This is a genomic window from Mycobacterium sp. (assembly GCF_049683935.1).
Classification (GTDB): domain Bacteria; phylum Actinomycetota; class Actinomycetes; order Mycobacteriales; family Mycobacteriaceae; genus Mycobacterium.
The window spans coordinates 1-15657 of record NZ_JBAUJR010000344.1 but is presented as its reverse complement, the minus strand read 5'-3'; the positions used below and the strand labels follow the sequence as shown (position 1 = coordinate 15657).

Annotated in this window: 16 protein-coding genes; 6 read left to right on the top strand and 10 right to left on the bottom strand. The window is 66.3% G+C overall.

Annotated elements, in window-relative coordinates; translation table 11 throughout:
• The 5 genes from WA965_RS20060 to WA965_RS20040 all read right to left on the bottom strand — a co-directional run.
• Window positions 1–601: TRAP transporter large permease subunit (locus tag WA965_RS20060; RefSeq protein ID WP_526448004.1), on the bottom strand; the 601-nt coding region annotated here is incomplete at its 3' end.
• Window positions 598–1116, bottom strand: coding sequence for a TRAP transporter small permease subunit (locus tag WA965_RS20055; RefSeq protein ID WP_526300128.1), 519 nt, complete (start codon window positions 1114–1116; stop codon window positions 598–600). The genes WA965_RS20055 and WA965_RS20060, both read right to left, overlap by 4 nt.
• Window positions 1113–2204, bottom strand: a complete 1092-nt coding sequence (gene dctP / locus WA965_RS20050) for a TRAP transporter substrate-binding protein DctP (protein WP_526300130.1) — start codon at window positions 2202–2204, stop codon at window positions 1113–1115. The genes WA965_RS20055 and dctP overlap by 4 nt, the downstream gene beginning before the upstream one ends.
• A 1-nt stretch (window position 2205) precedes the next feature.
• On the bottom strand, window positions 2206–3006 hold the full coding sequence (locus tag WA965_RS20045) for a carbon-nitrogen hydrolase family protein (protein ID WP_526300132.1): 801 nt from the start codon (window positions 3004–3006) through the stop codon (window positions 2206–2208).
• Window positions 3003–3785: an HpcH/HpaI aldolase family protein gene (locus tag WA965_RS20040; RefSeq protein WP_526300134.1), complete on the bottom strand. Its 783-nt coding sequence runs from the start codon at window positions 3783–3785 to the stop codon at window positions 3003–3005. Before WA965_RS20040 ends, WA965_RS20045 begins: the two co-directional genes overlap by 4 nt.
• Window positions 3786–3905: 120 nt before the next feature.
• Between WA965_RS20040 and WA965_RS20035 the strand changes: the two genes are divergently transcribed.
• Window positions 3906–4598 (top strand): GntR family transcriptional regulator, encoded by a 693-nt coding sequence (locus WA965_RS20035; RefSeq protein WP_526300136.1) that lies wholly within the window; start codon window positions 3906–3908, stop codon window positions 4596–4598.
• 27 nt (window positions 4599–4625) lie between these two features.
• On the opposite strand, the gene WA965_RS20030 is transcribed toward WA965_RS20035, so the two are convergent.
• The 5 genes from WA965_RS20030 to WA965_RS20010 form a co-directional block, all read right to left on the bottom strand.
• Window positions 4626–4994 carry a nuclear transport factor 2 family protein gene (locus tag WA965_RS20030; RefSeq protein WP_526300138.1) on the bottom strand — a complete coding sequence of 123 codons (369 nt, stop codon included), beginning with the start codon at window positions 4992–4994 and terminating at the stop codon, window positions 4626–4628.
• Window positions 4995–5134: 140 nt separating this feature from the next.
• Window positions 5135–6898, bottom strand: a complete 1764-nt coding sequence (locus tag WA965_RS20025) for an MOSC domain-containing protein (RefSeq protein WP_526448003.1) — start codon at window positions 6896–6898, stop codon at window positions 5135–5137.
• Window positions 6899–6920: 22 nt separating this feature from the next.
• Entirely contained in the window at window positions 6921–7556 is a 636-nt protein-coding gene (locus tag WA965_RS20020) for a pyridoxamine 5'-phosphate oxidase family protein (RefSeq protein ID WP_526301042.1), read from the bottom strand.
• Window positions 7553–8440: an alpha/beta fold hydrolase gene (locus WA965_RS20015; RefSeq protein ID WP_526301040.1), complete on the bottom strand. Its 888-nt coding sequence runs from the start codon at window positions 8438–8440 to the stop codon at window positions 7553–7555. The genes WA965_RS20020 and WA965_RS20015 overlap by 4 nt, the downstream gene beginning before the upstream one ends.
• A gap of 118 nt (window positions 8441–8558) precedes the next feature.
• Window positions 8559–11381, bottom strand: a complete 2823-nt coding sequence (locus WA965_RS20010; protein ID WP_526448002.1) for a helix-turn-helix transcriptional regulator — start codon at window positions 11379–11381, stop codon at window positions 8559–8561.
• A gap of 267 nt (window positions 11382–11648) precedes the next feature.
• Here WA965_RS20010 and WA965_RS20005 point away from each other — a divergent pair, with 267 nt between their 5' ends.
• From WA965_RS20005 to WA965_RS19985, 5 genes are all read left to right on the top strand, one after another.
• Window positions 11649–12536, top strand: coding sequence for an alpha/beta fold hydrolase (locus WA965_RS20005; RefSeq protein WP_526301577.1), 888 nt, complete (start codon window positions 11649–11651; stop codon window positions 12534–12536).
• Between the two features lie 8 nt (window positions 12537–12544).
• Window positions 12545–13015 carry a nuclear transport factor 2 family protein gene (locus WA965_RS20000; RefSeq protein ID WP_526301579.1) on the top strand — a complete coding sequence of 157 codons (471 nt, stop codon included), beginning with the start codon at window positions 12545–12547 and terminating at the stop codon, window positions 13013–13015.
• A gap of 72 nt (window positions 13016–13087) precedes the next feature.
• Entirely contained in the window at window positions 13088–14023 is a 936-nt protein-coding gene (locus tag WA965_RS19995; RefSeq protein ID WP_526448001.1) for an SDR family NAD(P)-dependent oxidoreductase, read from the top strand.
• Between the two features lie 162 nt (window positions 14024–14185).
• The gene (locus tag WA965_RS19990; RefSeq protein WP_526303319.1) at window positions 14186–14893 is read left to right on the top strand and encodes a GntR family transcriptional regulator; all 708 of its coding nucleotides are present in this window, start codon (window positions 14186–14188) and stop codon (window positions 14891–14893) included.
• Window positions 14890–15657, top strand: a 768-nt coding sequence (locus tag WA965_RS19985) for an ADP-ribosylglycohydrolase family protein (RefSeq protein ID WP_526448000.1), incomplete at its 3' end; no start/stop codon positions are given. The genes WA965_RS19990 and WA965_RS19985, both read left to right, overlap by 4 nt.

Here is a 15657-nt window from a genome sequence, read left to right as displayed (position 1 = left end):
CCAGCGCGACGATGGCGACCGCGTAGGCGGCGATCGTCACCAGTCCCGGGCCGATCCCGGCGATCAGGAGTTGGCCGATGCTCTCCTCGGTGACCACGCCGTAGAGGACGAGAACGATCGACGGCGGGATCAGCACTCCCAGCGTCCCGCCGGCGCAGACGACGCCCGCCGCGAGGCGGATGCTGTACCCGGCGCGGACGATCGCGTCGGTGGAGACCCGCGCCATGGTGGCCACTGTGGCCACGCTCGATCCGGTGACCGCGGCGAACATGCCGGATCCGGCCAGTGACGCGAGTGCGGGCCCGCCGGGAAGTCGGCGCAACAGCGCTGAGGCCAGGTCGAAACCGGCCTGGGCCAGACCGGCTCGGACCGCGAAGATGCCCATCACGATGAACAGCGGGATGATCGTCAGCGAGTAGTCGGCTGCCGTGGAGAAGGGCTGATTGGCGACCGTGCTGACTCCGGCTCCGGTGCCACGCAGCAACAGCACACCGACGAACGCCGAGGCCATCAGCGACAAGCCCACGTGAAGACGGATCGCCAGGAGACCGAAGAACAGCACCAGGACGACGAGCAGGATCAATCCCGTAGTGGCGGTCATCGGTGCCCTCCGCTCGGCTCGGCACGCAGGGCGGCGAGGGTGAGCACTTCCTTCCAGATGGCGACGACGAAGAACACGACGAACGAGGCGAGCAACACCACCTTCGCCGGCCAGGTGGGCAGTCGGAGAATGTCGTTCGTCGTCTCACCGCGGTCGACGGCGCTGAGCAGGACCTCGGTCAGCCCCCATGCGAGGAGAAGTCCGAGCCCGATCAGCAGCAGCGTGCGCAGGACCGAGAACACCATCCGGGTTCGCACCCCGAAACGACTCTCGAACAACTCGACCACCACGTGTCGGCCGTCGGCCTCCGCGGACGCCAGACCGAGAAAGGCCACGGCGACCAGCAGCATCGAGGCGATCTCAACGGTGCCGACGATCGAGCGGTCACGGGCGTTGCGGCTGATGACGTCGGCGATGGTCAGCAGGATGAGCCCGAGCAGCAGAATGCCGGCCACCACGCTCAGGGTGCGCGCGACCATCAGCACCGGCCGCGGAAGCGTCACGTCCTCGGTCATCGGATCTCGCCCTCGAGACACGCATAAAACGGATCGACATACGTTGAGCGCGCCGACTCTTCAGCGATGATCCGGCGGTAGTCGGCCAGCACACCTTCGGCGTCGTAGCCGCGCTCGGCGTAGCGGTCGACCCACTGCTGGGCGATCCCGGCTCGGTCCTTCCACGCCTGGACATCCCCGGGCGGCATCGTCGCCAACTGCGCGCCGGTCGCGCGCAGGTCGGTGCAGGCTTGAACGCCGAGTTTGTCCATCTCCTCCAACCCGTTGGCGATGGCATTGCCGGACGCTTCACCGATCGCGTCCTGATACTCCGAGGGCATCGACTCCAGCAGTTCGGCGTTGATCACCACGATCGAGGACGCGTAGGCGCCGATCCCGGGGTCGACCAGATACGGCGTGGTCGAAGCCAATCCAAACGTGGGAAGGTTGGCGATCGCCAGCGAGGTGTACCCGTCGATGACGCCCCGCTCCATGGACTCGTAGACGTCGGTCGCGGTCATCGCCACCGGGTTGGCGCCGACGGTGAGCAGCGCCTCGGAGGTGAGGCCGCCGGACCGAATGCTGCGCCCCGCCAGTGCCATTGGGTTCGGTGCGGGCTCCTCGAGACCGATCAGATTGATTCCGAGCGGGAGAGGGAACAGCAGTTGCGCGCCCTGGCGGTCGAAATCCCTCCGGTAGGTGTCGTTCTCCTCGTAGAGCCGCTCGATCGCGGTCATCTGGACTTCGGGGTTGTTGGTCTCGAACGGCAACTCGATCACGGTGAACATGGACAGGTCCGACGCCGAGTACAGCGAGCCGACCTGAGCCAGATCGGCACGGCCATCCAGCGTCGCCTGAAGCGCCTCATCGGCGTCGACGAGGCTCTGCGAGTAGTGGAACTTGACCTGCACCCCACCATCGGTGAGCTCCTCGACCTCCTCGGCCCACCGCTGCATGGTCAGGGACTGATCCGACGTCTGCGACGAGTAGGTCGTGTAGTGCAGGACGTAGCTTCCGTCGTCGACGGCGCAGGACGAGAGCGCGGCAACGCACACGGCTGCGGCGACGACCGCGACGGCGGTGCGCAGGCGCTTTGTGGCCCTGGTCATGTCACCTCACCTCCGGCTGGACCCGGTAGCGCCGGAGCGTGAGTGCCGGGTTGACGGTCCGCACGCTGTCGAGTCGGCTGCGCTCGAGGCGGGCCACGCCGATGCCGGCGGCCTCACCGAGTGCGGCCAGTGGAATGCCCATCGGATCGAGGATGGCGCTGTTGCCCGACCCCGCCGGCGCGATCTGGTCGGCGGCCAGGACGTAGACGGTGTTCTCGATCGCCCGCGCCCGCAGCAGGGTGTTCCAGTGGTACTCCTTGAGCGGTCCGGGGACCCATTCGGCGGGCAGCGCGATCACGTCGGCGCCCGCATCGACCAGCGCCCGCGACGTCTCCGGGAAGCGCAGGTCGTAGCAGGTTTGCATCCCGACGGTGAATCCGTTGACCCGCAACAGCTCCGGGGTCGACGGGTCGGCAGCGAGCACCCGGTCGGACTCCTTGAAACCGAAGGCGTCGTAGAGGTGGACCTTGCGGTAGACGGCGGCGATATCGCCATCCTGAATTCCCAGGAGGGTGTTGTGGATCCTTCCCTCCTCGGCCGTTTCGTTGACCCCGACGATGATGGTCACGCCTCGCTCGGCGGCGGCGTGCGCCAATCGGGTGACCGACGGACCGTCCAGTGCCTCGGCGGAGTGCACGAACCGGTCGTCCATCGTGGGGACGGTGAACACCGCGTACTCGGGGAACACCACGAGTTCGGCGCCGAGGTCGGCGGCTTGGCCGAGCAGGTCGACCATCGTCTCGACGTTGGCCGGCTTGTCCTCGGTGGGGGCGAATTGTGCAACTGCGGCAGTCAGATTCACCTTGTTGTCCTCACATCGGCGTTGATCTTCTGAAGGTTCTGCATGGTCGCGGTGAACCCCGCCAGCATGGCGCCGTACTGCATGGTGGCGACGACGGTGTGCGCGCCTTCCTCCACGGCCAGGCGCTGTTCGGCTTCGCTCCAGGCCGGGAGCAGCCACGGTTTCCCAGCGGCATTGGCGGCGCGAGCCAGGTGGCGGATGTCGGCCAGGTCTGCCTCGGTCACACCGTAGGCACCGCGTTCCCGGCGCAGCGACAGGTCCGAGGGGCCGATGAAGATCCCGTCGACGACGGGCAGATTCAGGATCTGGTGGATGTCGTCGAACGCGGAGGCGTCCTCGATCATCGGATAACACTGGGTCTTGCGGTCCTGGGCGCTCACCCAGTCGTCGGTGAAGCCCCGGTACTCGGAGGTGCGGCCGCCGGCGAAGGACCGGTCACCCAGCGGCGGGAACTTCGCGAACCCACAGATTTGCGCCGCGTGCTCGGCGGAGGTGATGTGGGGAATCGCGACGGCGTCGGCGCCGAAGTCGAGTGCCTGCTGAATCGGACCGCGCTCCGGGCCGAGCACCTTGGCGATCACCCGCATGCCCTTGGCCCGGATCAACGGAATGATCCAGTCCAGCGCGCGCAGGTCGAACAGGCCGTGCTCGATGTCGAGCACCACGGTGTCGTATCCGGCCAGGCTGCCCATCTCGACAGCCGCCGCCGAGGGTTCGGTGAGCCAGATCGAGACCGACGGCCGGTCCGGCGGGGAGCTGTGTTCGGGTGGGGAGGTCAACGCTTTGCCTCTTCTCGGTGACTCGACTCTCACTGAACGCGCCGCGCACGCTGCAACACACTCTGTACACAAGTTGTATACACGAAGAATGCACGTCGTGTAAATGGTTGAATGGGCGTCATGTCCACCATCGGAGCCCCCACCGGAGCGGACGCGGTCAAGACGTCCGCCAGCCAGCGTGCGTACGGGTGGATCCGCGATGCGATCCTCAGCGGCGAGTTCGCCGAGGGTGAGTTCATCGACGAAGTGGCCCTCGCCGCCCGTGTGAGCACGTCGCGCACCCCCGTCCGCGAAGCTCTGCAGCGGCTCCAGGTGGAGAGATACGTCGACCTCCTCCCCCGTCGTGGAGCGCAGGTGCGGGTGGTCACCGCGTTGGAGATGCGCGAGATCTACCAGGCGCGATTTGTCCTCGAATCCGACGCGCTGCGCACGATCTGCCAGCGTCAGGCCGGTGTGCCCGACAGCGCCCGCGCGCTCGTCGGGAAGATGGAACAGGCTGGCCAGTCACACGATTGGAACGGCTTCGCCCAACTGGACCAGATGTTCCACGCAGAGATCGTCCGCCACCGACGCAATGCGGTGATCGCCGAGCTCTACGACTCGCTGCAGCCCCGTCAGGTGCGGCTCGGAACTCGGACGCTCGTCGAGGCTCCTGCCCGCCTGACCACCATCGAGCACGAGCATCGTGAACTCATCGCCGCCCTCGACCGCCACGACGCCGACGCCAGCGTCGAGGTGCTGCGCCGGCATCTGCGCGAGATCCCCGAGCTGGTCGATGCATTCTCTGCGTCTAGAGGCGCGGCACCCGCGTAGCGCTGGCAGCACAGCGGGTACTCCTTACTACTTTGGCGGCGGGATCAGAACGGTCCACAGGTCGGTCACCAGGTTGTCCTGGATCAGCGCAGTGTCGAAGCCGGTCATCTGAACCTGCCCGTGGGTGGGATCGACCAGTCGCCACGCAAGGTGAGCGAAGCCGGGCAGTTCGTGGACCGGGCCTACCGCCTCGAATTGCAGGTCACCGATTCCTGCCTGCAGGCCAACGCATTTGGCTTCAAGTGCCGCATGACCGGTGGTGACGCCCTCAGCGTCGGTCCAACGTACGTTCGCGGCGTAGGTGTCTTGGATGGCCGCTTTGCGCTTGGTCTCGTCGCGTTCGTTGAAGACGCCGAGCAGGTTGTCGCGCATCAGCTTCTCGATGGCAGCGGACATGTGAATTCTCCTTCTTGAGGTTCAGCGCGACGCTTATAGAACCGAGAGTACGTATTGGTCGAGACCAGCATGACGTGGTGACGATCGCCGTCACGCCGGTCAGCACGCAAACCGCGTCGGAAGGCGAGTGCTCGGATCTTTCAGAGGTCGAGCACGACAGTGTCGCAGGGTTGTGCACAGCAGATCAGGATGTTGCCCTCGGCGGGCGGTTCCAAGGGCTCCGGGTCGTAGCGGACGGTGCCCGAGAGCAGCGCGGTCTCGCAGTTGTGACATACCCCGGTTCGGCACGACCAGCGGGTAGGGACGTCACACGTTTCGGCGAACTCGAGCAAGCTGGTACTGGGCGGGCCCCAAGGTGCGGAGAGGCCGCTGCGTGCGAACTGAACTTCAGGTCCAGGTCCGGGCGGCCCCACAGGTGCGTGCGGAGGGATCGACGTCGCAGCGATTCCGGGCGTGAGAGCGGCTGCGGCGCCGAAGAGTTCGGAGTGCACGCGCGAGGGATCCAGTCCGTAGGTCGCAAGGCCGGAGCTCAGCTCGTTCATGAACGCCGATGGCCCGCACAGATAGGCGTCTGCTTCGCGAGGCAGGCCGAGTTCGTCGATCGCTGCGCGGGTCAGTCGGCCCTGCGCGGTGAAGTCGACTCCGACTCGGTCGGCCGCTGTTGGTTGACTGTAGAAGACAAGGGAATGACTGTTAGGCAACTGATTCAACAGATCGCGGCTCTCCTCGGCGAACGGGTGTTCTTCACCGTTGCGGGCACCGTGCAGCCACCAAAGCGGACGCTCAGAGTGGATCGCAGCGAGCCAGTGCAGCATCGAGAGCACGGGGGTGGCACCAACCCCGGCGGAGAGCAGGATCAGCGGCGCGGCCGCATCGGTCAGGAAGAAGGTGCCGCGGGGTGCGGCGACGTCGACGAGGTCACCGGGGTGGACGCGACCGTGTACGTATCCGCTGGCCGATCCGTGGGGTTCACGTTTGACGCTGATCCGGTAATCCGCGGACCCCGGCTGATTGGACAACGAGTAATTCCGGATCAGCGGCGCGCCGTTCGTGTCGGGATGGAGCCGCACCGTGATCGACTGGCCAGGAAGCCATCCCGGCAGGGGTGCGCCGTCGGGGTCGGCCAGCGAGACTGAGCGGACCTGGCGGCTCTCGTCGTGAACAGCGCTGACTTTCAGTGCGCGAAATCCAGTCCATGCCGGCGGTGGGCTACCCGCCGCGGCTGTCAGGCCGAGGTTGCCTGCGGAGCCCGCCGGATTCTCGGCCTGCTCGGCCAGGCTCCGTAGCGACGTTTGCCAGCCGGGGCTCAGTGCCGGGATACGCAGTGCGCGTTGCAGAGCGTCGCGGGGGTGCCCAGGCAGGTAGAGCAGCGCATCGATCTCGGCGACCGACACGCTCTCAGGACCGGAGCTGACCTTGACGATCTCCTGGCCGGCTTCGACCTCACCTTCGGTGATCACCCGGCAGTAGAAGCCAGGTCGCCCGTGTGCGACCAGCAATGCCGCCATCCGGGGTTCGCCGATGCGCATGCCGGCGCGGTAGCAGGTGACCCGCGGTTGGGTGACCTCCAAGACCGCCTGCCCAATCCGGTAGCGGTCGCCGATGCACACCTCGTCGTCCGGCAGCCCGTCGACGGTGAGGTTCTCCCCCAACAGCCCTGGCGCCAGGTCGTCACGGTCGAACACCCGGGCCCAGTGCCGGTAGGAGTCGAGTTGGTAGACCAGGACGGCGCGGTTCTCTCCTCCGTGACCGCCGAGGTCACCTTGGCCGTCTCCGTCGACGTTGAGCCGACGCACCATCCGCGGCCCGGTCACCGGTTGTTTCCACGCACCCGTGTACACGGTGCGCTGGTTCCATTCGACATCTCTGGGCATGCCGACGTTCACCGACGTCAGTGTCGCCATCACGGTCTCCTCTCTCGGCGAACTACTCACCGCGGGCGAGCTTCTCGCGTAGCTGAGCGTTCTCGGCGTGCAGCGCGGCGAGTTGACCGCGCAGCGGAGCGAGGTATGTGTCGAGTTCTTCCACGGTGAACCGCTCGGTGATGTGTTGGGGACAGTTCCAGTCGAAGGCCTCAACGGTGACCAGAACGACGCGCTCGACGACGGCGTCGTAAGCGGGATCGGCGAAGCTCCCGACCAGGGTGGGATCCTGATCGGCGGCGACGATGCGGGCGTGGCCGTAGATCTTCAGTCGGCGCCGGTGGAGGTAGTCCATGGCGATCAGGGCGACCCGGTTGTCGCCGGCGACATTGCCGGTGCTGATGTACTGCAGGTTGCCGCGGAAGTCGGCCCAGCCGACGGTGTGGTCGTCGACGACGCGCAGGAAACCGATTGGACCGCCACGGAATTGGACGTAGGGCCAGCCGGTTTCGCTGACGGTCGCCAGGTAGAAGCTGTCCCGCTCGGCGAGGTAGTCCTTCTCGTCCTCGGTGAGCGCGTCAGTGCCTGGCACTGCCGTGCCTTGAACGCGTTTGCGGTCGTAGAAGGCGTGGCTGCCGTGGTCTCGCTGGACGTCGCGGACCGCTTCGGTGAACGCGATGGCGCCGTAATGCTTGCTCACCAGGATGCTCCTTCAGTGTGCGAGGGTCTCTGCCGACCGGGTTCAGGGGCGAGGAACGCCAGTAGATCGCGGTTGATGTCCTCGGCGTAGGTCCAGAGCAAACCGTGGGGCGCACCGGGGATCTCGACGTATTCGGCACGGGGAAGCAGTGCGTGCAACGGGCGCGCTGTGGCGTCGATCGGCAGGATCCGGTCGTGGGTTCCGTGGACGATCAAGATGTCGATGTCGTATCCGGCGATCTTGGCGACATCGGTCCGAAAGTCGGTGGTCCACGTGATCATCGCGGCGACCGACGCGTACGCCGACCCCGAACACGCCACCTGCCAGGAGCTTTCGACGACATCGAAGCTGATGCGGGTGCCCAGTGTCTGGTCGGTGTTGTAGACGTCGGCATAGAACTGATGAAGGAAGGCATAGCGGTCTTTCACCGCGGCTGCCAGCGCCGAGGCGAAGACCCTGCCGTCCAGGCCTTCCGGGTTGGTGTCGGTTCGCAGCAGGTAAGGCTGCACGGCAGCGATGAAAACCGCCTTGTCGACCCTGGCCGGCCCATAGGTAGCCAGGTAGCGGCCGACTTCCCCGGTGCCCATCGAGAATCCGACCAGTGCCACGTCGGTCACGTCGAGGACTTCGATCAAGGTGTTGAGGTCCGCGGCGAACGTGTCGTAGTCATAGCCGAAGGTTGCGTCTCCGGAGCGGCCGAATCCGCGGCGGTCGTAGGTGATCACGCGATATCCGGCGGCCAGCAATACGGAAACCTGCTTCTCCCACGCATGCCCGTCGAGGGGAAAGCCATCGACCAGGACGACGGCCTGTCCGTCGCCGCGGTCTTCGTAGTAGAGATCGATGTCTCCTGTGTTCTCGACGTCGACGGAGATGAAGGGCATGGCGATCGCCTTTCAACACGATGGGGGTTGCCGGGGCGCCGGCCGCCGCGCACAGCGCGGGGTTCCGCCAGCACAGCACAGCGCCGTCGCCGGCGAATCCTGGGAAGACCCCAGTCAGTCACTCGGGTGACGCTGACGTGATGCCGCCGGCATGCCCCACCAGGCCGCCGGCGAGGGCGGACGCGAGTTGGCGTCGCGACGTCACGCCCAGTTTTCGGAAGACCTTGCTGAGGTGGTACTCCACGGTGGATGTCGTGATGAACAGTCGACTGGCGATCTCGGCGTTGGTCGCACCCGCGCCAGCCTGGCGTGCCACCTTAGCCTCCTGCGGTGTCAGGCCGAACGGGTTGTCTGCTCGCAGAGCATCAGCCGTCGTCTCGCCGGCGGCACGCCGCTCGGCACCTGTGCGGCCGGCGAACGCGGCGGCTCCCATCGCGGTGAACATGTCATAGGCCGTGCGCAACTGCACCTGTGCGTCGCGGCGACGTTTCCTACGGCGTAGCCACTCGCCGTAGAGCAGATGCGCACGCGCGAGTTCGGTGCGCACCGCGGTACCGGCCAGCTGCGTGATGGCCTCCAGGTAGTACATCTCGGCGTCAGAGTCGGCCGCCATCAACGCCCGTGACCTCGCCAACAGACCCAGCGCCCACGGGGTGGCCGCGATGGTGGCGCGTTCGGTCAGCCGCGCCAGCGCCACCTCGGCGGCACCTCGGTCTCCACCGCGCACGCCGGCCTCGACGACCTCGGGCAGCACTCGGTTCCCGAAGCCCGGCGGGTCATCGTGGAGTATCTGCAATCCGCATCGGAGCGCCTCCGGGTAGCGGCCCAGCCCGAGTTCCAGCACGGTCAGACCCATCAGCGCGAAGATCTCCAGAATCGAGGCTCCTTTCTGACGACCCCAATCGGCGGTCGACGCTGCCACCGCGCGGCTCTCGGTTTCGCGTCCCTGCCAGGCGCGCACTTCCAGCAGCACCCCGGTCGTCGCCCCCGGCGGCACCCCGATCAGCGCCGAGATCTCGGCGGCCTCGCCGTAGCTGTTCTCGGCATCGGTCATCTGTCCTGCCCAGGCCTGGCTCGTCGACAGCCCAGCAAGGGTGATCCGCATCGCGGCCAGCGCCCCCTGACGGCGCTCGATGGCTTGGGCGCGTTCGAACATCGCCCGGCGACCGTCGTCGTCCCATACGTCGTCGGCAGCGAACCATCCCAGAATCGCTGACGGGATGTCGACGTGAGCGGCGGCCTCGTCGGTGAACATCATCGCCACCGCGGAACGCAGCAGCGGGACCGCATCGGCGTAATCCCGGGCGATTCGAATGGCGAACCCGTCCAGAAGCAGGTCGTTGCCGCCTGGCGGCCGCCGCGGGTCCCGCTGCGCACCCAGCACCGCGTGCGCCACCTCGGTGAGGGTCGTGCCGGCGGTGTATTGGCGGGCGACGATCGCGGCCTGCATGGCATCGAACAGAATCTGTCGGACCAGGGACACGTCGGTCGGGGCGACCTTCGTCGCCGCATCCAAAAGGATGGCCGGGGCGTCTTTGTGCCGGGAGAAGAACACCGCGATCGCTGCGCGCAGTCGTTGCACCGCAACGTGCATGCCGGCGTTGTCGAGTCCCGGAGTCGCCAGATCCAGCATTGCCTCGGCCAGTGGGCCGTCACCGCCCGCCAGGTACGCGTGCGCTGCAGCCAGGTACCGCAGCGCACGGTCTCTGGTGTCGGGTGTCAACTCAGCGGCGCGGGTCAAGAACGCCGCCTGCATGGTGTAGCCGCCCCGGCGCTGGGCGCGCTCCGCCGAGGCCTGCAGGTCGGCGGCGACCGTCTCTTCCGGAGTCGTCACAGCCGCCGCTCGGTGCCAGGCAGCCTGGTCGTCCTCGCCGTCACGATGGGCCACCGTGGCGAGCGCGTCATGCACACGCTGGCGCTCCTGGGGGGTCGCACCGTCGTACACCGCCGAACGGATGAGGGGATGGCGGAATGCGATGCGCGGCTCCAGGGTCACGATCCCCTGCTGCACAGCGTGATTGGCCGCCGCCGCGGCTACGCCCAGCAGTGCCCCGGCGCGCCACACCGTCGATGGCTTCTCGTCGACGCAGGCCGCAGCCACGAGGAGAACGGTGCGCGCCTCCGGTGGCAGCGTGGCGACCTGGGCCAGGAAATGGACGTCGACCCGATGTCCGACCGGAAGGCGGCGCGGCAAGGGGAACCGTCCGGCCAACTGTTCGGCGCTGAGTTCGCCGAGTAGTTCCAGCATCGCCAGGGGGTTGCCGCCCGTCTCGTCGATCACGCGCGCTGAAACTCGCGGATCCAGTGGTCCGGACACGGACTCGTCGAGGAGGGTGCGGGCCGAGCCCGGATCCAGTGCAGCGATCCGTCGGGTCGTCAAGCCCTCCAGCGCTGTCAGGTCTCCGGCATGTTCTCGGGCGCTGAACACCATGCCGATGGGGTCGGCGTACAGGCGTCGCCCGATGAATCCCAGCACTGCCAGCGATTCCTGGTCCAACCATTGGGCATCGTCGATCAGGCAGACCACCGGGCGTTCCGCGGCGACGTCGGACACCAGCGCCAAGGCGGCCAGGCTCACCACGAAGCGGTCCGGTGTCGGCCCCTCGGTGAGGCCGAACGTCACCTCCAGCGCGGTGCGGTGCGGGCCCGACAGCCTGTCCAGACGATCGAGATGGGGCAGGAGCAGCCGGTGCAGTGCCGCGAAGCCCAACCGCAACTCCGATTGCGCGCCGACTATCCACAGGATCGTGACTTCGGTGGCCGATTCCGCCATGTACTGCAAAAGCCGGGTCTTGCCGACGCCGGGTTCACCGATGTAGACCAACGCGCCGCTGAAGCCGTCTCGGATGTCGGCCGCGAGCTTGTCGAGCATCGCGCACTCCGCGGCCCGGCCGACGAGGGCACCGGCTACGCCGGGAGGGTCCGTCCGAATTTCGGTCAACGCGTTTCCCTACGCCCATCACTGATGCAGACCGCCGAGAGGCCCACTCCGCGGTGTCGCCTGCTGAGCAATGACACTAGATCCGTCCAGCGCATCGCGACAGCGGTACGCCGGACTCTCCGCTCCCAACAACTGGGGTTCATCCAGGATTCGCGCCGGCCTGGCTACGTGGTCAGCTCTTGTGAGTCGGCGACGCCGACACGCACACCACGCACACTGCCTTGCAGGCCCGAGCACGTGACGGCAGCTTCCGAATAGGTGACCCCCATGAGTCCATTTGCCACCCGGTACCGCACAGTCAAGATCGACGGACTCGAGGTGTTCTACCGAGAGGCCGGCGATCCGAACAAGCCGACGTTGCTGTTGTTGCACGGCTTTCCGTCCAGCTCCCACATGTTCCGCAACCTGATCAACTCCCTGGCTGACGAGTACCACCTGGTGGCGCCCGATCACATCGGTTTCGGCCGCTCGGCGATGCCGACGACGACCCAGTTCACCTACAGCTTCGACCGTCTCACCGAGATCACCGAAGGACTGATCGATCACCTCGGTCTCGGCCGGTTCGCCCTGTACATCCACGACTACGGCGCCCCCATCGGTCTTCAAATCGCCAGTCGTCGACCCGAACGGATCACCGCGCTGATCACCCAGAGCGGCAACGCCTACATGGAGGGCTTCACGCCGTTCTGGGACATCCTGTTCGCCCACGCCAAGGACCGCGCCGCCAACGAAGAAGAGGTTCGCGAGAAGTTCACCCCGGAAACCACGTACTGGCAGTACACCCACGGCGTGCCGGCCGATCGGCTCGACCGGATCGCACCCGAGACCTGGCAGCTCGACCAACTAGGCCTGGACCGCAAGGACAACGACGCCATCCAGCTACAGCTGTTCTGGGACTACCAGTTCAACCTCGACGGCTACCCCGCCTTCCAGGAGTACTTCCGCACCCACCAGCCTCCGCTGCTGGTCACCTGGGGCAAGAACGACGAAATCTTCGGCGCCCCCGGCGCGGAAGCATTCCGCCGCGACTTCCCCAACGGCGAATTCCACCTCCTCGACGCCGGCCACTTCGCGCTGGAGACCCACGGTGAAGAGATCAGCGGGTACATCCGCGATTTCATGCCGCGGGCCCTGGCCGCCGCGACGTCGAACTGACCCGGCCCGTGGCCGCCAGACCGCCCCAGCCTCCCTTCACTATCGAGACCGCCGCACTGAAAGTGCGCATGGCTGAGGACAGTTGGAACTCGCGGAACCCTGCAACGGTCGCACAGGCTTACACCGAGAACAGCTGGTGGCGCAACAGGTCCACGTTCATCGAAGGCCGTGTCGGAATCATCGCGTTTCTCACCGACAAGTGGGAGCGCGAACTGGATTACCGATTGATCAAGGAACTGTGGTCACACGACGGGAACCGGATCGCCGTGCGGTTCTGCTACGAGTATCACGACGCACACCATCGATGGTTCCGTGCCTACGGCAATGAGAACTGGCGGTTCGACGACAGCGGTCTGATGAGATGGCGACACGCCAGCATCAACGACCTGCCGATCGAAGAATCCGACCGAAAGTTCCACTGGGCCATCAGCGGCGTCCGGCCGGCCGATCACCCAGGACTCAGTGAGCTCGGCCTCTGATCTCCCGAACTTGCTGTCACCGTCCACTCGGCGGGAGTCGGCTGCTTTACATCTACGACAGGACCGAGCGCGATGCAGAAGATAACGACGCCATTCGGGTTCGAGTCGACGGCCGACGAAGTGATCCACGGTGTCGACCTCACCGGGAAGCGGGCTGTGGTCACAGGCGCAACCAGCGGACTGGGTGTGGAGACCGCCCGCGCACTGGCAGCGGCCGGTGCAGAGGTTGTGCTGGGGGTCCGTCGACTCGATGCAGGCAAAAGGGTCTCCGAGGAGCTACGGCAAACCACCGGAAGCAACGCCATCGCGACTGCGCCGCTGGACCTTTCGGATCTGGAGTCGGTCTCTGCCTTCGCCCGGGCGTGGCACGGGCCGCTTCACATCCTGGTCAACAACGCCGGAGTCATGGCGCTGCCCGAGTTGCAGCGCAATGCACTGGGATGTGAGATGCAATTCGCGAGCAACTTCCTCGGCCACTTCGCGCTCGTCGTGGGACTCCGGGAGGCTCTCGGCTCGGCCGGCGGCGCTCGCGTGGTGTCGGTCAGCTCCACGGGACACCTGTTCTCGCCAGTCGTGTTCGACGACCTTCATTACCGGTTTCGACCCTACGATCCGATGACCGCGTACGGTCAGTCGAAGACGTCGACCGTACTACTGGCTGTCGAGGTCACTACACGGTGGGCAGATGACGGAATCGTCTCCAACGCACTCAATCCGGGCGCGATAGCCACCGGCCTCCAAAAGCACACCGGCGGGTTACGCACTCCTGAAGAGTTTCAGAAATCTGTGCACCAGGGTGCGGCGACATCGGTTCTGCTGGCAGCGTCACCGCTGCTCGAGGGGATCGGAGGCAGATACTTCGAGAACAACAACGAAGCCGACGTGGTGACCGAACGCCCCGAGAACCTCGGTCGTGCCAGTGGAGTCGCACAATATGCGCTTGACGATGACAACGCGAGCCGACTCTGGCGTGCGGCATCCTCTCTGACATCGACCGACGAGTACTGACGCACAGGGCGGTCGGCGGGGAACGATGTCGGCACGGAATTCAGAATTCCAGCGGGACCCCGGCGCAGAGTATCCAGCCCTCCTCTGATCTTGCGGTTTGTGAGCTGCGCGCCTAATCTGACCAGACAGATGCGATCTGTCTATACAGATATGGGGAGCTAAATGGCTGCCGCGAAGTACCGCCAGATCGCGAGCGCGCTTGCCGAGCGGATCCGCCTCGGTGAGATACCGCCGAGTGGCCGGCTGCCGGGTGAGATGGAGCTAGCGCAGGAATTCGAGGTGAGCCGCGGAACGATCCGGCAGGCGTTGTCGAGGTTGCAGCAGGACGGTCTGATCGAGACACTGACTGGTTCGGGTTCGTTCGTTAACTTCGACGGGGACCCGCTCAGTGACGCGTCGAGCTGGTCGCGGGCCTTCGCCACGAAGGGTGTCTCGACGTCGGCCCGGTTATTGGCGCTGGGCAAAGTGGAAATGCCTGCGTTGGCCGCGCGGCTGTCGTTGCCGAGCGCTGAGTTCCTCGTCGTCGATCGGGTTCGCATGACAGCTGCGGGTGAGTCCATCTCCCTGGAGCGCAGTCGGGTGCCGTGGCGCTCGTCTCTGGAAACCGTGGTGGCAACCGGGCTGGTCGACGAATCCCTGGCTGCCACAATGGAAGCGCATGGTTTGGTAGCGGCCGGTGGACGGGAGTCGATCGGTGTCGCGGTACTGGGGACCGAGGACGCCGAACTGCTCGGCCGTTCCGCTGGCGAGGCCTTCCTCAAGACCGAGCACACCATTTACGACGCCTCAGGTGCGGTAATCGAGTTCGTGACCAGTTTGCTTCAGCCCACACACTTTCGAATCGAACACAGCTACGGAACGGCCCCGTGAGCGCGTCGGCGTCACCCGCCGCAGCGTGTGATCGCGCGCACGGGGTCCTGGTCGGCTTGGCGGTGGGTGACGCGATGGGGATGCCGACTCAGTACCTTCCGCGGGAGGTGGTACGGGCGCGCTACGGGGTGCTGACGGGTTTCGAGCCGGGTCCGCCGGACAACGAGATCAGCGCCGGGCTGCCGGCCGGCCGGGTCACCGACGACACCGATCAGGCGGTCATCGTCGGGCGCCTGCTGGTCGAAGGTGGCGGGCGGGTCGATCCGCAGCTGCTGGCCGAGCGACTCCTGGCATGGCAGGAGCGCATGGCGGCCAGCGGTTCGCTCGACCTCCTCGGGCCGTCGACGCTGAAAGCCCTCGAGCGGTTTGAAACGGGTTCGGCGACGAATCGATCAGGTCGGTGGGGTGACACCAACGGGGCCGCCATGCGGATTGCTCCTGTCGGGATCGCCACTCCCGCTGCCGATCTGGGCCGCCTGGTCGACGCTGTGGAGGCGGTCAGCTTCGTCACTCACAACACCGGGATCGCGATTGCCGGGGCCGCTGCGATTGCGGCCGCGGTGAGTTCGGGTATCGACGGCAACACGCTCGCGGCGTCGCTGGATCGTGCGGTCGGCGCCGCCGAGATGGGTGCGCATCGCGGGTTCTACGTGGCCGGTGCGGACGTGGCGGCCCGCATCCGGTGGGCGCTGAACCTGGTTGCCGGTACCGCACCCGAGGACGCCGCCGACACCGTCAGCACGCTCATCGGCACCGGTGTGGCC

Bases quoted from the DNA above. Each gene is read 5' to 3' on its own strand.
- WA965_RS19995 (WP_526448001.1), top strand. From the start codon at position 13,088: ATGCAGAAGATAACGACGCCATTCGGGTTCGAGTCGACGGCCGACGAA.
- WA965_RS20025 (WP_526448003.1), bottom strand. From the start codon at position 6,898: ATGGCGACACTGACGTCGGTGAACGTCGGCATGCCCAGAGATGTCGAA.
- WA965_RS19990 (WP_526303319.1), top strand. From the start codon at position 14,186: ATGGCTGCCGCGAAGTACCGCCAGATCGCGAGCGCGCTTGCCGAGCGG.
- WA965_RS20035 (WP_526300136.1), top strand. From the start codon at position 3,906: ATGTCCACCATCGGAGCCCCCACCGGAGCGGACGCGGTCAAGACGTCC.
- dctP (WP_526300130.1), bottom strand. From the start codon at position 2,204: ATGACCAGGGCCACAAAGCGCCTGCGCACCGCCGTCGCGGTCGTCGCC.
- WA965_RS20015 (WP_526301040.1), bottom strand. From the start codon at position 8,440: ATGCCCTTCATCTCCGTCGACGTCGAGAACACAGGAGACATCGATCTC.
- WA965_RS20030 (WP_526300138.1), bottom strand. From the start codon at position 4,994: ATGTCCGCTGCCATCGAGAAGCTGATGCGCGACAACCTGCTCGGCGTC.
- WA965_RS20005 (WP_526301577.1), top strand. From the start codon at position 11,649: ATGAGTCCATTTGCCACCCGGTACCGCACAGTCAAGATCGACGGACTC.
- WA965_RS20055 (WP_526300128.1), bottom strand. From the start codon at position 1,116: ATGACCGAGGACGTGACGCTTCCGCGGCCGGTGCTGATGGTCGCGCGC.